Origin of the sequence: Pseudomonas sp. 2822-17 (assembly GCF_002742485.1) — a bacterium.
Lineage (GTDB): Bacteria > Pseudomonadota > Gammaproteobacteria > Pseudomonadales > Pseudomonadaceae > Aquipseudomonas > Aquipseudomonas cyclaminis.
In genome coordinates this window covers 702079-716880 of the sequence record NZ_LJRZ01000500.1, presented here as the reverse complement: position 1 = coordinate 716880, position 14802 = coordinate 702079, and the positions used below count along the sequence as shown (strand labels likewise).

The window sequence follows — 14802 nt, the reverse complement described above, 5'->3', positions numbered from 1 at the left end:
CAAAAAAGAAGGGCGACCCTGGGGTCGCCCTTCTTTTACAACTGGATCCGTTCGACCTTGCCCACCAGCAGGATGTAGGACAACGCCCCAAGCAACGCCAGCACCGCAATATAGGTAATCGCTGGCGCGAACGAATCGCCGCTGGCCAGAAAACCAATCACGATCGGCGTGGCAATCGCGGACAGGTTGCCGATGAAGTTGAACACGCCCCCCGTCAGGCCCAGCAACCGTGCCGGTGCCAGGGTCGACACCAGTGACCAGGTAATCGACGCCAGGCCGTTACCAAAGAACGCCACCGCCAGGAACGCGATCACCCATGCGGTTGAGTCCACATAGTTGGCGCCGATGATTGCTGTGGAAATCAACAACCCGCCAATGATCGGCAACTTACGCGCAAAGCCTACCGACGCACCCCGGCGAATCAGCCAGTCGGAAAAAATCCCCGAGCACAGCACACCCACGAACGCAGCCAGGAACGGCAGCGATGCCAGCAAACCGGACTTGATGAAGTCCATGCCGCGATATTTCACCAGGTAGGTTGGGAACCAGGTCAGGAAGAACCACAGGGTAGAGTTGAGGCAGAACTGCCCCAGGTAGATACCCCAGAGTTTGCGCTTGCTCAGCACGATGCCCAGGTCGACCCAGCTGAACGGCGCCTTGACGGTTTGCGCCTGCATATCCACCAGGCCACCACCGTCGCGGATCAGTTGGATTTCAGCCTCGTTGGCGCCTTTGAAGTCCTTTGGCTCGCGGTACACCGCGTACCAGATCGCCGCCCACAAAATACCGACGCCACCGGTGACGACAAACACCATGTGCCAGCCGTAATAGTGTTGCAGCCAGGCCAGTACGGGCGTGAGGAACGCCAGCCCGACAAACTGCCCGGAGGTGTAGAAACCGATCGCCGTCGCGCGCTCGCGCTCAGGGAACCAGGTGGTGACCACGCGGCTGTTGATCGGGTAGGCCGGGGCTTCCAGCGCACCCACAGCCATGCGCAGTACAAACAGCGCAATGAAGCTGGCGGCGAAACCGAGCATCACGGTCGCGATGGACCACAACAGCAAGGCGGCGGTGTAGAGGATGCGCGGCGGCACGCGGTCCACCAGCCAGCCGCCGGGGATCTGCATGGCAGCGTAGGTCCAGCCGAACGCGGAGAAAATCAGGCCGACGTGCACCGGGTCGATCCCCAACTCACTGGTCAACGCCGGCGCGGCAATCGACAGGTTGCTGCGATCGAGGTAGTTGATAACCACGGTGATAAACAGCAACACCATGATGAAGTAGCGCTTTCGGGTAGGCGTGACTAAAGGCGCCTGTCCGGTGAGGGATTCAGGGTGCATGGGGGTTGCCTCTTCTTATGTTTATTGAGGTGGGCCTTCTGAAGAAACCGGATCAAGTGTGGGAGGGGGCAAGCCCCCTCCCACATTCTTGAGCGTGTTCTTTCAGGCAGAAATCACCACTCGGCAAAGCTGCCGTCGGCATGGCGCCAGATCGGGTTGCGCCAGCGGTGGCCGATAGCCGCGCGTTCGATCACGTATTCCTCGTTGATCTCAATGCCCAGGCCCGGCCCGTTGGGGATCTTCACGAAGCCCTTGTCGTAGTCGAACACGCCTGGATCACGCACGTAGTCGAGCAAGTCGTTGCTCTCGTTGTAGTGAATGCCCAGGCTTTGCTCCTGGATAAACGCGTTGTAGCAAACCGCGTCCAGTTGCAGGCAAGCCGCCAGGGCGATCGGGCCCAGCGGGCAGTGCAGGGCCAGGGCCACGTCGTAGGCTTCGGCCATGTTGGCGATCTTGCGGGTTTCGGTGATGCCGCCGGCGTGGGAGGCGTCCGGCTGGATGATGTCGACGTAGCCTTCGCTGAGCACGCGCTTGAAGTCCCACCGTGAGAACAGGCGCTCGCCCAGGGCAATCGGCGTGCTGGTCAGCGGTGCGAGTTCCTTGAGCGCTTCGTAGTTTTCGCTGAGCACCGGTTCTTCGATAAACATCAGTTTGTACGGGTCCAGTTCTTTCATCAGGACCTTGGCCATGGGCTTGTGCACCCGGCCATGGAAGTCGACGCCGATACCCACGTTAGGGCCGACCGCATCTCGCACGGCCGCCACGTTGGCCAAGGCAAGGTCGACTTTTTCGAAGCTGTCGACGAACTGCAGTTCTTCGGTGCCGTTCATTTTCACGGCGGTAAAACCGCGAGCCACGGCCTCTTTGGCAGCGCGAGCGGTGTCGGCCGGACGGTCGCCGCCGATCCACGAGTACACGCGGATCTTGTCGCGCACCTGGCCGCCCAGCAGGTCGCTGACGGACACACCGAGGGCCTTGCCCTTGATGTCCCACAGCGCCTGGTCGATACCGGCGAGGGCGCTCATGTGCACGGCGCCGCCACGGTAAAAGCCGCCGCGATAGAGCACGGTCCAGATGTCTTCGATATTGCGTGGGTCTTTGCCGATCAGGTAGTCAGACAATTCTTCAACCGCAGCCGCCACGGTGTGTGCGCGGCCTTCGACCACGGGCTCACCCCAGCCGGTCACGCCCTGGTCGGTCTCGACCTTGAGGAAGCACCAGCGCGGCGGGACGATATAGGTCGTCAGTTTGGTGATTTTCATCTGTTATCTCTCTTATAGATGCGGCGCCTGTGGGCGCGGAACTTGATATCAGCTCAGGGCTTTCCAGGCGGCGACATAAGCCTGGGCACGGCTCGCTACCTGATCCACTGTCATACCCGGCTTGAACAACCCGGAACCCAGCCCGAACCCCTTGGCGCCGGCGTCGGTAAACACCTGCATGTTGTCCGGGGTAATGCCGCCTACCGGCAACAGCAGCGTGCCCGCCGGCAGTACCGCCAACCACGCCTTGATCACCGCCGGGCCCATTTGCTCGGCTGGGAACAACTTCAACACGTCGGCGCCTTCGGCGAGGGCCGCAAAGGCTTCGGTCGGCGTGGCCACACCCGGCGACAGGTAAAGGCCCGCCGCTTTGGCGGCGCGCAACACCTTGGCATCGCTGTGGGGCATGACGATCACTTGGCCGCCAGCCGCTTTGACCTGCCCGACCTGTTCGGGTGTCAACACCGTGCCGGCACCGATCAGGCAATCGGCGGGCAGGCTGTCGCGCAGGGTGCGGATGCTGGTGTACGGGTCCGGCGAATTCAGCGGGACTTCGATCACGCGGAAACCGGCGTCATACAACACCCGGCCGACCGCCTGGGCTTCATCCGGGCGCAGGCCGCGCAGGATTGCGATCAAACCGTTTTGTGCGAGTGCTTGCTTGAGCATGTCAGGCCTCCGATACAGGTTGAACCAGCCCGGCCGCCACGGCCAGTTGCCACAGGCCGCGCTCGGTGGCTTCCTGCGCCAGGCTGACGTGGGCGAAGCCGCAAAGGGCGAGGGCGCGTTGATAGCGGGCGCACAGCGGTGCGGCGCCCACCAGAATGATGGGGGTCTTGCGGGCACTGGCCGGCAGGCCGGCGAGTTCGTGGCCGATCAACAGGCCAGACAGATAATCGGGCTGCTGGTCGCCAGCGAGTTCCCTGGTGAGCCCCAGGGTGCGGGCGCTGAACAAGGTCGACAGCACGCCGCGCTGGCCGTCTTGGGACAACGCCACGTGCACGCCGCGGTCAAAGGCGTCGGCCTGGAAGGCTTCGGGGGTCTTTTGGGTGCGGCCGAGGATGCTGTGCTTGCTCAGCACGGCGAAGACTTCACCGGTCATGAACGTATCGAAGTGAGTGATACGGCCATCGACGACCTCGACCCACTTGGAGTGGCTGCCCGGCAGGCCAATCAACACTTCAGCGCCCAGACCCTGCAGCACGCCCAGCACTTGGGTTTCTTCGCCGCGCATCACATTGGGCAAACCGACCTGCTCGATCACACCCGGCACGATGTGCACATCGACACCGCGCAGGCTGCGCACGGTATGCAGAGCCTGGCCGAGGCTGGCGACATCGACCGGAGTATTGCGATAAGCCGCTTCGCTCCAGCCTTGGGCGCTGCCGACCATACCGCAAGCAATCACCGGCAAGCCGGGTTGGGCGTCGAGCCAGTCACCGCATGCCGCGTCGAAGGCCAATTCAAAACCGTCACTGCAACGCACGCCGGCGATGTCCCGGGGCTCACTGGGCAAATGCATGATGCCCGACGCCAGCGAGCGTTGTTCCAACACCACGCCAGCGGGGCCGAGTTTGTAAGCACGAAGGGAGCTGGTCCCCCAATCGAGCGCGATCAATTGCGCCTGCATCGCTTCACCTGAGTTCAGAGCGGATGCGGCGAATATAAACCTATGGGCGAGAAAGTCTCAATATATAAATATCAATCCCACATTCAGGGACAAAATTTAAGAAAAGGCTGACAAGTTCAGGTCACGCATGGCGCCCATCCAGATCGCGTAGTCGGTGTGATCCTTCAAATCGTCGCCGGTATCCGGGTGCAGGAACACCACCAAGCCGTCGCGATGGATCACCAGCCACGGCAGCACGACGCCGATGTATTCGGCGTCGAATGCCAATTGGCAACTCCAGTCCGGGTGCGGGCCGACGGGCTTTTCGTGTACACGCCCCATGCGCAGCGGGAAGAGTTTGGCAGCGTCTTCGCACAGGGTGCGCGCCTGCTCAAGGGTGTTTGCGTCAAAGTAGATATGGGCGTGATAGCCCTTGATACGTTGCATGACGGACTCCGGATCCAATATGCGCCAAATCCTAGACCGCAATCGACGGCAGGGCCAGCCCGGTCAACGACTGCGCGCTGCTGGCCTGCTCGGCCACCAGCCACTCGACAAAACGCTCGACCAACTGCCCCCGGCGTTTGCGCTGGGGCTGTACCACGTAGTAGCCGAAACGTGAGATCACGGTGTCGCTGATCGGTCGGCACAGCCAGTTCTGCTCCAGCAGGTTATCCACCAAATGGCGCCAGCCGATGGCCACGCCCTGGCCGGCAATCGCCGCCTGGATCAGCAGGGTGTAGTTGTCGAAGCGCAGCTGGCCGGGGGTGGGCGCCGCGGTGATGCCCAGCTCGCGGAACACGCCGCTCCAGTCGAACCACTGGCTGTTGTTTTCCTGGCGCAGGTGCAGCAGCGGCACATCGTGCAAGTTCTGCAGGGTCAGTGGTGCGGGTTGCGCCTTGAGCCACTGCGGGCTGCACACCGGAAACACTTCCTCATTGAACAGCCACAGGCTGTCGCCCTGCTTGAAACGGCCGTCGCCAAACAGCACCGCCACGTCAATGTCGCTGCGCAGGGTCGCGTGGTTGCGTTCACTGGTCACCAGGCTCACATCGACCTGAGGATTGGCCTGGTGGAAGCGGTGCAGGCGCGGCATCAGCCAGTAGGCGGCGAAGGCGAAGTCGGTGGCCACTTGCAGCACTTCGTGCTGGTCCTGCTGGGTGATGGCGCTGAGGCCCTGATTGATGCTCTGCAGGCCACCTTGCACGTGCTCGAACAGCAGGGCGCCGGCGTCCGTCAGTTCGATACCGCGATAGATGCGATCAAACAGGCGCACCGCCAGCTGTTCTTCGAGGCGCTTGATCTGCTGGCTGATCGCGGGCTGGGTGGTGCCCAGCTCCATCGCGGCGGCGGTAAAACTGCGATGGCGTGCCGCCGCTTCAAATGCGCGCAGCAGGTCGAGAGACAGGTCACCCAGGGACTCATACATAAGCTGTGCTTATCCTAGACATTGCTTTTTATGGGCTTTACCCCATTTTCAATGGGCCGCATGCTCATTCGCATAAACACCGCCTATGGAATGCCGAGAACCCATGAAGCGCAAGAACATTCTTTTCATCATGGCCGATCAAATGGCCGCGCCGATGCTGCCGTTCTACGGATCTTCCCCGATCAAGCTGCCAAATCTCAGCCGCCTCGCCGAACAAGGCGTGGTGTTCGACGCTGCCTATTGCAATAGCCCACTGTGCGCGCCGTCGCGCTTCACCTTGGTCAGCGGCCAATTGCCGAGCAAGATCGGCGCCTACGATAATGCGGCGGATTTGCCCGCCGATGTACCGACTTATGCCCACTACCTGCGGCGCCTCGGCTACCGCACGGCGCTGTCGGGCAAGATGCACTTCTGCGGGCCGGACCAGTTGCACGGCTATGAAGAACGCCTGACCAGCGACATCTACCCCGCTGACTACGGCTGGGCGGTGAACTGGGATGAGCCGGACGTGCGCCCAAGTTGGTATCACAATATGTCCTCGGTACTGCAAGCCGGTCCCTGCGTGCGCACCAATCAGCTGGATTTCGACGAAGAGGTGGTGTTCAAGGCTCAACAGTACCTGTTCGACCATATTCGTGAAGACGGCGACCAGCCGTTCTGCCTGACCGTGTCGATGACCCATCCCCACGACCCGTACACGATTCCCAAGCCATTCTGGGATCTGTACGACGACAACGACATCCCGTTGCCTGCAACACCCGCGCAAGCTGATCTCGACCCGCATTCCCAACGCCTACTCAAGGTCTACGACCTATGGGACAAGCCGCTGCCTGTGGATAAGATCCGGGATGCGCGCCGGGCTTACTTCGGTGCCTGCAGCTACATCGACAGCAATGTCGGCAAGCTGCTGCAAACCCTGCAAGACACCGGCCTGGCCGACGACACCATCATCGTGTTCTCCGGTGACCACGGCGACATGCTCGGCGAGCGCGGCCTCTGGTACAAAATGCACTGGTTTGAAATGGCCGCCCGCGTGCCGCTGCTGGTCTGTGCACCGGGGCAGTTTGCGGCGGGCCGCGTTTCCCACGCGGTGTCCACCGCCGACCTGCTGCCGACCCTGGTGGAACTGGCCGGCGGCGAACTCGACCCACACCTGCCACTGGATGGCCGCTCACTGGTCCCGCACTTGCAAGGGCAGGGCGGGCACGACGAAGTGTTTGGCGAGTACATGGCCGAAGGCACCATCAGCCCGCTGATGATGATTCGCCGGGGCGCCTATAAATTCATCTACAGCGAAGACGATCCCTGCCTGCTGTTCGATGTGCACAACGACCCGCACGAGCAGGAAGATCTCAGCCAGTCACCGCAGCATCGGTCACTGTTCGAGGCGTTTTTAAGTGAAGCGCGGGCCAAATGGGACATCCCGGCGATCCACCAGCAGGTGCTCGCCAGCCAACGCCGTCGGCGCCTGGTATTCGAGGCGCTGACCCAAGGCAAGCTGAAGAGCTGGGATCACCAGCCACTGGTAGACGCCAGTCAGCAGTACATGCGCAACCATATCGACCTCGATGACCTGGAGCGCAAGGCACGTTATCCACAACCCTGCCAAAACCAATAAATACAGAGGGAAGGCCATGCAAAAGTTATCTGTGATAGTGGGCATGCTGGTGCTGGGCAGCGCCAATGTGTATGCAGACACCAGCTGTGAAACCGTGAAAATGGCCGATCCAGGCTGGAGCGATATCGCGGCCACCAACGCCATCACCGGTTTTCTGCTGACGGGCATGGGCTACAAACCCAAGGTCGACACCCTCGCGGTGCCGATTACCTTTGGCGGGCTCAAGGACGGCCAGGTGGATGTCTTCATGGGCAACTGGATGCCCGCGCAGCAGGGGTTTTACGACAAGTTCGTGGCCAACGGCGATGTGGTGCAACTGGCAAAAAACCTCGACGGCACCGAGTTCACCCTCGCCGTGCCGGATTACGTGTGGGACGCGGGCGTGCATGACTTTGCCGACCTGAACAAATTCGCCGACAAGTTCGACAAGAAGATCTACGGCATCGGCTCCGGCGCGCCGGCAAATATCTCGTTGCAGGAAATCATCAAGAAGAACGACTTCGAGCTCGGCCAATGGAAACTGATCGAGTCCAGCGAACAGGCGATGCTGGCTGAAGTGTCACGGGCGGTGAAAAAACAACGCTTCGTCACCTTCCTCGGCTGGACCCCGCACCCAATGAACGTGCAGTTGAAAATGCACTACCTCAAAGGCGGGGAAAAGTACTTTGGTGACACAGGCAGCGTGTACACCCTGACTCGCAAGGGTTATGCACAGGCCTGCCCGAACGTAGGAAAACTGCTGACCAACTTGAGTTTTACCCAGGAAATGGAGAACAGCATCATGGCCGAGGTGGCCAACAACAAGGTCAGCAATGCCGAGGCTGCGAAGGCGTGGATCAAGGCCAATCCGGCTGTGCTGGATAAGTGGCTTGATGGGGTTAAAACCGTGGATGGCCAGGATGCATTGGCCGCAGTCAAAGCCAAACTCTAACGCCTGCTGCCTTCCCCTGTAGATCCCGTCTTCAAGTTTCGGGTCGTAGATACCGTCTTCACCCTCACCGGGCAAGCGCACATTTCGCCTTGTAGCAGCTGTCGAGCGCAAGCGAGGCTGCGTTGGCGCCCCGCAGATCGCGGGGTGTCAATACGTCCGCTACGCAGCCTCGCCAAGGCTCGACAGCTGCTACGATCCGAAGCTTGCGCTTGCCCGGTGAGGCTCTAGACGGTATCTACGTGCAGCCCAATGTTATTCTGGTTTAACCCTTTAAATCCGAGCCTCTGATGCCACGGCCCAACCGCCACACACTGTTCCCCTTCCTCAGCTGGCTCCCACGCCAAACCCGTGCCAGTGTCGGCCGGGATGCGCTGGTGGGCCTCAGTGGCGCCGTGCTTGCCCTGCCGCAGTCGATTGCCTACGCCCTGATCGCCGGTCTCCCACCGGAGTACGGCCTGTATGCCGCCATCATTCCGGTGCTGATCGCCTGCCTGTGGGGCTCGTCCTGGCATTTGATCTGCGGCCCTACGGCGGCGATTTCCATCGTGCTGTATGCCAGTGTCAGTCCACTGGCCGTACCGGGCTCACAGGACTACATCACCTTGATCCTATTGCTGACGTTCCTCGCGGGGGTGTTCCAGTGGTTGCTGGGCATGCTGCGCTTTGGCGCGCTGGTGAACTTTGTCTCTCATTCGGTAGTGCTGGGCTTCACCTTGGGCGCCGCCGTCGTGATCGCGCTCGGTCAGCTGCCCAATCTGCTGGGGCTGGACTTGCCGAGCCAGGCCACGGCGATCAATAGCCTGCTGGCGTTGATCGAGCATGGCGGCCAATGGGACCACGCCTCGCTCGCCTTGGGCTTGAGTACATTGCTGGTGGGCGCAGTGCTCAAGTACCTGGTGCCGCGCTGGCCGACACTGTTGATCGCACTGGCCTTAAGCAGCGTCGCCGCATGGCTGTGGCCGGCGATGTTCGGGCATGTGGCATTGGTCAGTTCGTTTATCGGCAAACTGCCGCCGTTCAGCCCGTTACCGTTGGACCTGGACATGATCCTGCGCCTGCTACCCAGCGCCGTGGCGGTGGGCATGCTGGGGCTGGTGACCAGCCTGTCGATTGCCCGCTCGTTGTCGGCACGTTCGCAACAGTTGCTCGACGCGAATCAAGAAGTTCGCGCGCAGGGTTTGTCCAATATCATCGGCGGATTTTTCTCCGGCTACTTGTCGGCCGGGTCCTTTACCCGCTCGGGCCTCAGCTATGAGGCGGGTGCCTGCTCGCCGTTGGCCGGGATGTTTTCCGCGTTGTGGGTGGCGCTGTTTGCGTTATTTGGCGCTGCGCTGATCGCGCATATTCCGATCCCGAGCATGGCGGCGAGCATCCTGCTGATTTGCTGGGGTCTGGTGGATCACCGCGGGATTCGCGCATTGTTCCGGGTCAGCCGCGCCGAGTTTGTGGTGATGAGCCTGACCTTCGTCGCCACCTTGCTGCTGGAGCTGCAAACGGCGATCTATGCGGGGGTGCTGGCGTCACTGTTTTTCTATCTCAAACGCACGTCGCAGCCACGGGTTCAGCAATGGCGCGACGGTCGCGACGACGTATTGCGCGTCGGCGGCTCGATCTTTTTCGGCGCCAGCCACTACCTGCAAGTGCGCCTGCAACGTTTGCAGGGCGAGCGGGTGGTGATCGAAGCGCAGCAGATCAACTTTATCGACTATTCCGGGGTGGAGATGCTGCACCAGGAGGCGCGGCGATTGAAGGGGCTGGGGCGTAGCCTGACATTGCGCGGGGCGCGGCCGCAGGTAGTGGAAGAACTGAAGAAGCTGGAAGGGGCCGACAAATGCCCCCTCCATTTCGAGAACTGAACGCGGTTCAAATGTATCAGGCTAACTGACGACGTAGCTCAGCCAACACCGGCGCCGACTCCGGGCGCACACCGCGCCACAGGAAAAACGCTTCGGCCGCCTGCTCAACCAGCATGCCCAGGCCATCCATCGCCACCGCAGCATCTTGCTCGGACGCCCAACGGCAAAACGCGGTCGGCTCCTTGGCGTACATCATGTCGTAGCAAAAGGTCTTACCCGGTTCGATCAGGCTGCCGGCAATGGGCGGTACATCGCCTGACAGACTGGCAGACGTGGCATTGATGATCACGTCCACCGGCTCACGCAGCCAGTCGAAACCACTGGCAGACACCGGGCCCAAGTCGTCGAACAGTTCAGCGAGCAACTCGGCCTTTGCCACGGTGCGGTTGGCGATGATCAAGGAAGCAGGTCGCTCAGCCAGCAACGGCTCCAACACCCCGCGTACCGCGCCACCGGCACCCAGCAACAGGATGCGTTTGCCTTGCAGGCTCAACCCGGCGTTGACCGTCAGGTCGCGCACCAGGCCGGCGCCGTCGGTGTTATCACCCAGCAGCGTGCCATCGGCCAACTTGCTCAGCGTGTTCACCGCCCCGGCGCGTTGGGCGCGTTGGGTGAGGTTGTTGGCCAGGCGGTAGGCGTCTTCCTTGAACGGTACAGTGACGTTGGCGCCACGCCCTTGCAGGAAAAACTCACGGGCACACCCGGTGAAATCCTCCAGGGGAGCAAGCAAGGTGCTGTAGTCCAATTGTTCGCCGGTCTGCTCGGCGAACATGTGGTGAATCAGCGGCGACTTGCTGTGGCCGATGGGGTTGCCGAATACGACATAACGATCCATCAGACGGTCGCCTTAGGCGCGGCAAGGCCGAGCCAGTCGCGGTCTTGCAGGAAGTAATCGGTGAGGCGCGCTTCTTCGCTGCCGGCCTCGGCTTTCCAGTCATAGCCCCAGCGCACTTGCGGCGGCAACGACATCAGGATCGACTCGGTACGCCCGCCCGATTGCAGGCCGAACAGCGTGCCACGGTCGTAGACCAGGTTGAATTCAACATAGCGGCCACGCCGGAATTCCTGGAACTGGCGCTGCTGCTCGGTATAGGCCGTGGCCTTGCGGCGCTGCACGATCGGCAGATAGGCATCGATATAGGCATCGCCGATGGCGCGGATGAAGGCGAAGCAGGTGTCGAAGTCCCACTCGTTCAAGTCATCGAAAAACAGCCCGCCGATGCCACGGGGCTCGTTGCGGTGCTTGATGTGGAAATAGGTATCGCACCAGGCCTTGTAGCGCGAGTACACGTCCGGCCCGAACGGCGCACAGGCCTGCTCGGCCACGCGGTGCCAGTGGATGCAGTCTTCTTCGTTGCCGTAATACGGGGTGAGGTCAAAGCCGCCGCCGAACCACCACACCGGCTCTTCGCCCTCTTTTTCGGCGATGAAAAAGCGCACGTTGGCGTGGGACGTCGGCACATGGGGGTTGTGCGGGTGGATCACCAGCGACACGCCGAGGGCTTCAAAGCCGCGACCGGCCAGTTCAGGGCGGTGTGCGCTGGCGGAGGGTGGGAGGCCGCTGCCGAAGACGTGGGAAAAGTTAACGCCGCCTTTTTCGATCACCGCGCCGTTTTCGATCACACGGGTGCGACCGCCGCCGCCGGCAGGCCGGGTCCAGGCGTCTTCGATAAAGCGAGTGTCCGTCTCGAAGGTTTCCAGGGCGCTGCAAATGCGGTCTTGCAGGTCAAGCAGGTAGGCCTTTACAGCCTCGGTGCGGGTAGTCATGGCATCACCTTGAATCGGGCAAAGCTACGCGAGGCCATTGGGCGTCGGCGGCAAATGGGCGCACAGGATAACACCGCACCCTATGCCCTCGCAGTTGACGAAGATCAAGCTTAGGAGTTCGATAGGCGGCTACGCGAGTTCGAACCAAGGAGAAGGCAGATGGCAAAACGTATCCAGTTCAGCGCCCATGGCGGCCCCGATGTACTTGAATATGTCGACTACACGCCGGCGGAGCCGGGCCCGCAGCAGGTTCGGGTGCGTAACGAGGCCATTGGCCTGAACTTCATCGACACCTATTTCCGCAGCGGCCTGTATGCGCCGCCTGCCTTGCCGTCCAGCCTGGGTGCAGAAGGCGCCGGCGTGGTTGACGCCGTTGGCAGCGAAGTCAGCCAATTCAAGGTCGGCGACCGCGTGGCCTATGGCAGCGGCCCGCTTGGCGCCTACAGCGAACTGCACGTATTGCCCGCCGCCAACCTGGTGCACCTGCCGGACGATATCAGCTTCGAGCAAGCCGCCGGGGCCATGCTTAAAGGTCTGACTGTGCAGTACCTGCTGTGCCAGACCTATGAACTGAAGGGCGGCGAAACCATCCTGTTCCACGCCGCTGCCGGGGGTGTGGGCTCCCTGGCCTGCCAATGGGCCAAGGCGCTGGGCGTGAAGTTGATCGGTACCGTGAGTTCGCCAGAAAAGGCCGCTTTGGCCAAATCCCTCGGCGCCTGGGAAACCATTGATTACAGCAAGGAAGACGTGGCAAAGCGCGTGCTGGAATTGACCGACGGCAAAAAGGTCCCGGTGGTGTACGACGGCGTCGGCAAGGATACGTGGCTGACGTCCCTGGACAGCGTGGCGCCACGTGGATTGGTGGTGAGCTTCGGGAACGCGTCGGGCGCGGTGGATGGCGTGAACCTGGGGATACTGTCGGCCAAAGGCTCGCTGTACGTCACCCGTCCGACCTTGGCGACCTACGCCAACAACCCGACGAACTTGCAGGCGATGGCGGATGATCTGTTTTTGATGATTAAAAGCGGCAAGGTGCGCATTGATATCAACCAGCGGTATTCGCTGGCGGAGGCGGCGAAGGCGCAGACGGAGTTGTCGGGGCGGCGTACCACGGGGTCGACCATTCTGTTGCCTTGAGGGCCCCATCGGGGGCAAGCCCCCTCCCACAGTTGACCGTGTTGTCATGACGGACACGGTTCAAATGTGGGAGGGGCGGTTCGACGATTCGACGCGGTCTCAGGAAGGCCGCACCACCTCACCCGTCGCCAGGTTGCGAATCAGGCTGGGGTTCTTGCGCCCGCCCAAGGCGCCACCCAACACCAAGTCAACCTGGCCACGGAAATACTGCTCCACACGAATCCGCGTGCGGGCAGCCGGGCGGCCTTGCGGGTTGGCCGAGGTGGAAATCAACGGCCCCACCTGCGCGCATAAATCACGCACCAAGGGGTGATCGCTGACCCGCAGCGCCACGGTGTCATGCACACCGGTAACCCATTGCGGCAGTAAATCCTGATGCGGCACCAACCAGGTATTCGGCCCAGGCCAGGTGCTGGCCATGCGGTCGATCCAGGTATCCGGGAAGTCTTCGAACAGGAAGTCGAACTGTCGGATATTGTCGGCAACCAGGATCAGGCCCTTGTCCACCGAGCGATTCTTGATCGCCAGCAGCCGGTCCACCGCTTCTTCGTTCCAAGGGTCGCAACCCAGGCCCCAGACCGCCTCGGTTGGATAGGCAATCACCGCGCCTGCGCGAATTTCCCGTGCGGCTTCCAGCACACGCCACCTGTTGACCATTGTTTACTCTCCGGACTAAAGCTCTGCGCAGTTTACCGATCTTCGTTACAAAACCTAGCAGCGTGCAAGCCAGCGCCCGCTTTCGCAGATGACCAGGCCTTCCAGTTCCAACTCGGTAAGGGTCGCCAGCACCTGGGACAAAGGTCGGCCGCTGGCAATCGCCAGGGCTTCGCTAGTGTGAGGTGCCGCGTGCAGCAACGCCACCAACGGATGGGTCACCGGCATCGGCGTGGGGCGCGACAATGCCTGCCAGCCCCGCAAGCCTTCAAGGATGTGCTCGATGGTTTCCACCAGCGTCGCACCCTCGCGGATCAACTGATGACAACCCTTGGCCCCAGGGTGATGGATGGAGCCAGGGATCGCGTACACCTCACGGCCCTGCTCGGCGGCCAGCTTCGCGGTGATCAGCGAGCCACTAGCCACGCTGGCCTCCACCACCAGTACGCCCAACGACAGGCCACTGATGATGCGATTGCGCCGAGGAAAGTTGTTCGCCTGGGGCCCGGCATCCAGCGGAAACTCGGACACCACGGCACTGCCTTGGGCAATCATCGCCTCGGCGAGCCGCCGGTGGCGCTGTGGATAAAAATTTTCCAGGCCCGTGCCAAGCACGCCGATGGTATGTCCACCCACATCCAATGCCGCTTGATGCGCCGCGCCATCGATACCCAACGCAAGGCCACTGGTGATGACAAAACCGGCACTGGCCAAACTGCGAGAAAACGCCGCGGCAGTGTCCATGCCAGGGCGCGACGCGCGCCGGCTGCCGACCATCGCCAGTTGCGGTTTTTCGAGGATTGAAGGGTCGCCAGCGACGAATAACAGCGGTGGCGCATCGTCGATCTGGGCGAGCAGAGCGGGGTACTCCGGTTGGTCCCACATCAGCAAATGCTGGGCCGGGCGCCCTAACCAGGCCAATGCTTGACTGGCGCCGTCACGGATTTGCGGACTGCGCCGGGCGTCGGCGCTGACGGGGGGCAACCCCAGCGCACGCCAGGCACTGGCCGGTGCACTGATAGCCTTTGAAGCGCAGCCGAACGCTTCGATCAACAACCTGAAACGCTTCGGCCCTACCTCCGGCAGCCTGTGCAAGCGTAGTCGGGCCTCCAGTTCTGACGGGGAAATTTCACTGCGGTTTATCGGAAACATCTGATCATCCTTGACCGGAACAAGCTGTGGATAACTCTGTTGGTAAC

General features: G+C 61.7%; 14 protein-coding genes. 4 read left to right on the top strand and 10 right to left on the bottom strand.

All coding sequences use genetic code 11. The features are described from left to right. Positions 1-35: 35 nt before the first annotated feature. The 6 genes from AOA60_RS21755 to AOA60_RS21730 all read right to left on the bottom strand — a co-directional run bounded on the left by AOA60_RS21755 (position 36) and on the right by AOA60_RS21730 (position 5640). Entirely contained in the window at positions 36-1340 is a 1305-nt protein-coding gene (locus tag AOA60_RS21755) for an MFS transporter (RefSeq protein WP_099586166.1), read from the bottom strand. 113 nt (positions 1341-1453) lie between these two features. Next, complete coding sequence (gene dgoD / locus AOA60_RS21750; protein WP_099586165.1) at positions 1454-2602, bottom strand: galactonate dehydratase; 1149 nt, start codon at positions 2600-2602, stop codon at positions 1454-1456. 48 nt (positions 2603-2650) lie between these two features. Then, a complete protein-coding gene (locus AOA60_RS21745) occupies positions 2651-3271 on the bottom strand; it encodes a 2-dehydro-3-deoxy-6-phosphogalactonate aldolase (protein ID WP_099586164.1) in 621 nt (206 codons plus the stop codon). 1 nt (position 3272) lies between these two features. Further along, positions 3273-4232, bottom strand: a complete 960-nt coding sequence (locus AOA60_RS21740; protein WP_099586163.1) for a 2-dehydro-3-deoxygalactonokinase — start codon at positions 4230-4232, stop codon at positions 3273-3275. Between the two features lie 96 nt (positions 4233-4328). Further along, positions 4329-4658, bottom strand: a complete 330-nt coding sequence (locus AOA60_RS21735) for a DOPA 4,5-dioxygenase family protein (RefSeq protein WP_099586162.1) — start codon at positions 4656-4658, stop codon at positions 4329-4331. A gap of 31 nt (positions 4659-4689) precedes the next feature. Next, positions 4690-5640 (bottom strand): LysR family transcriptional regulator, encoded by a 951-nt coding sequence (locus AOA60_RS21730; protein WP_099586161.1) that lies wholly within the window; start codon positions 5638-5640, stop codon positions 4690-4692. Positions 5641-5743: 103 nt separating this feature from the next. On the opposite strand from AOA60_RS21730, the gene betC reads away from it, so the two are divergent. The 3 genes from betC to AOA60_RS21715 all read left to right on the top strand — a co-directional run bounded on the left by betC (position 5744) and on the right by AOA60_RS21715 (position 10045). After that, positions 5744-7258 (top strand): choline-sulfatase, encoded by a 1515-nt coding sequence (betC, locus tag AOA60_RS21725; protein WP_099586160.1) that lies wholly within the window; start codon positions 5744-5746, stop codon positions 7256-7258. 16 nt (positions 7259-7274) lie between these two features. Then, positions 7275-8189, top strand: coding sequence for a choline ABC transporter substrate-binding protein (gene choX, locus AOA60_RS21720; RefSeq protein WP_099586159.1), 915 nt, complete (start codon positions 7275-7277; stop codon positions 8187-8189). Positions 8190-8476: 287 nt separating this feature from the next. Beyond that, entirely contained in the window at positions 8477-10045 is a 1569-nt protein-coding gene (locus tag AOA60_RS21715; RefSeq protein ID WP_099586158.1) for a SulP family inorganic anion transporter, read from the top strand. Between the two features lie 16 nt (positions 10046-10061). On the opposite strand, the gene aroE is transcribed toward AOA60_RS21715, so the two are convergent. Beyond that, complete coding sequence (gene aroE / locus AOA60_RS21710; protein WP_099586157.1) at positions 10062-10880, bottom strand: shikimate dehydrogenase; 819 nt, start codon at positions 10878-10880, stop codon at positions 10062-10064. After that, positions 10880-11812: an oxygen-dependent coproporphyrinogen oxidase gene (gene hemF, locus AOA60_RS21705; RefSeq protein WP_099586156.1), complete on the bottom strand. Its 933-nt coding sequence runs from the start codon at positions 11810-11812 to the stop codon at positions 10880-10882. The genes aroE and hemF overlap by 1 nt, the downstream gene beginning before the upstream one ends. Before the next feature lie 159 nt (positions 11813-11971). Between hemF and AOA60_RS21700 the strand changes: the two genes are divergently transcribed. Continuing rightward, a complete protein-coding gene (locus AOA60_RS21700) occupies positions 11972-12949 on the top strand; it encodes a quinone oxidoreductase (protein WP_099586155.1) in 978 nt (325 codons plus the stop codon). 99 nt (positions 12950-13048) lie between these two features. On the opposite strand, the gene AOA60_RS21695 is transcribed toward AOA60_RS21700, so the two are convergent. After that, positions 13049-13606, bottom strand: coding sequence for an L-threonylcarbamoyladenylate synthase (locus AOA60_RS21695; protein ID WP_099586154.1), 558 nt, complete (start codon positions 13604-13606; stop codon positions 13049-13051). A 54-nt stretch (positions 13607-13660) separates the two neighbouring features. Continuing rightward, positions 13661-14755, bottom strand: a complete 1095-nt coding sequence (gene dprA, locus AOA60_RS21690) for a DNA-processing protein DprA (protein ID WP_099586153.1) — start codon at positions 14753-14755, stop codon at positions 13661-13663. Positions 14756-14802 lie beyond the last annotated feature (47 nt).

Bases quoted from the DNA above. Each gene is read 5' to 3' on its own strand.
- AOA60_RS21730 (WP_099586161.1), bottom strand. From the start codon at position 5,640: ATGTATGAGTCCCTGGGTGACCTGTCTCTCGACCTGCTGCGCGCATTT.
- AOA60_RS21745 (WP_099586164.1), bottom strand. From the start codon at position 3,271: ATGCTCAAGCAAGCACTCGCACAAAACGGTTTGATCGCAATCCTGCGC.
- AOA60_RS21735 (WP_099586162.1), bottom strand. From the start codon at position 4,658: ATGCAACGTATCAAGGGCTATCACGCCCATATCTACTTTGACGCAAAC.
- hemF (WP_099586156.1), bottom strand. From the start codon at position 11,812: ATGACTACCCGCACCGAGGCTGTAAAGGCCTACCTGCTTGACCTGCAA.
- dgoD (WP_099586165.1), bottom strand. From the start codon at position 2,602: ATGAAAATCACCAAACTGACGACCTATATCGTCCCGCCGCGCTGGTGC.
- AOA60_RS21715 (WP_099586158.1), top strand. From the start codon at position 8,477: ATGCCACGGCCCAACCGCCACACACTGTTCCCCTTCCTCAGCTGGCTC.
- betC (WP_099586160.1), top strand. From the start codon at position 5,744: ATGAAGCGCAAGAACATTCTTTTCATCATGGCCGATCAAATGGCCGCG.
- AOA60_RS21700 (WP_099586155.1), top strand. From the start codon at position 11,972: ATGGCAAAACGTATCCAGTTCAGCGCCCATGGCGGCCCCGATGTACTT.
- aroE (WP_099586157.1), bottom strand. From the start codon at position 10,880: ATGGATCGTTATGTCGTATTCGGCAACCCCATCGGCCACAGCAAGTCG.
- AOA60_RS21755 (WP_099586166.1), bottom strand. From the start codon at position 1,340: ATGCACCCTGAATCCCTCACCGGACAGGCGCCTTTAGTCACGCCTACC.
- choX (WP_099586159.1), top strand. From the start codon at position 7,275: ATGCAAAAGTTATCTGTGATAGTGGGCATGCTGGTGCTGGGCAGCGCC.
- AOA60_RS21740 (WP_099586163.1), bottom strand. From the start codon at position 4,232: ATGCAGGCGCAATTGATCGCGCTCGATTGGGGGACCAGCTCCCTTCGT.
- dprA (WP_099586153.1), bottom strand. From the start codon at position 14,755: ATGTTTCCGATAAACCGCAGTGAAATTTCCCCGTCAGAACTGGAGGCC.
- AOA60_RS21695 (WP_099586154.1), bottom strand. From the start codon at position 13,606: ATGGTCAACAGGTGGCGTGTGCTGGAAGCCGCACGGGAAATTCGCGCA.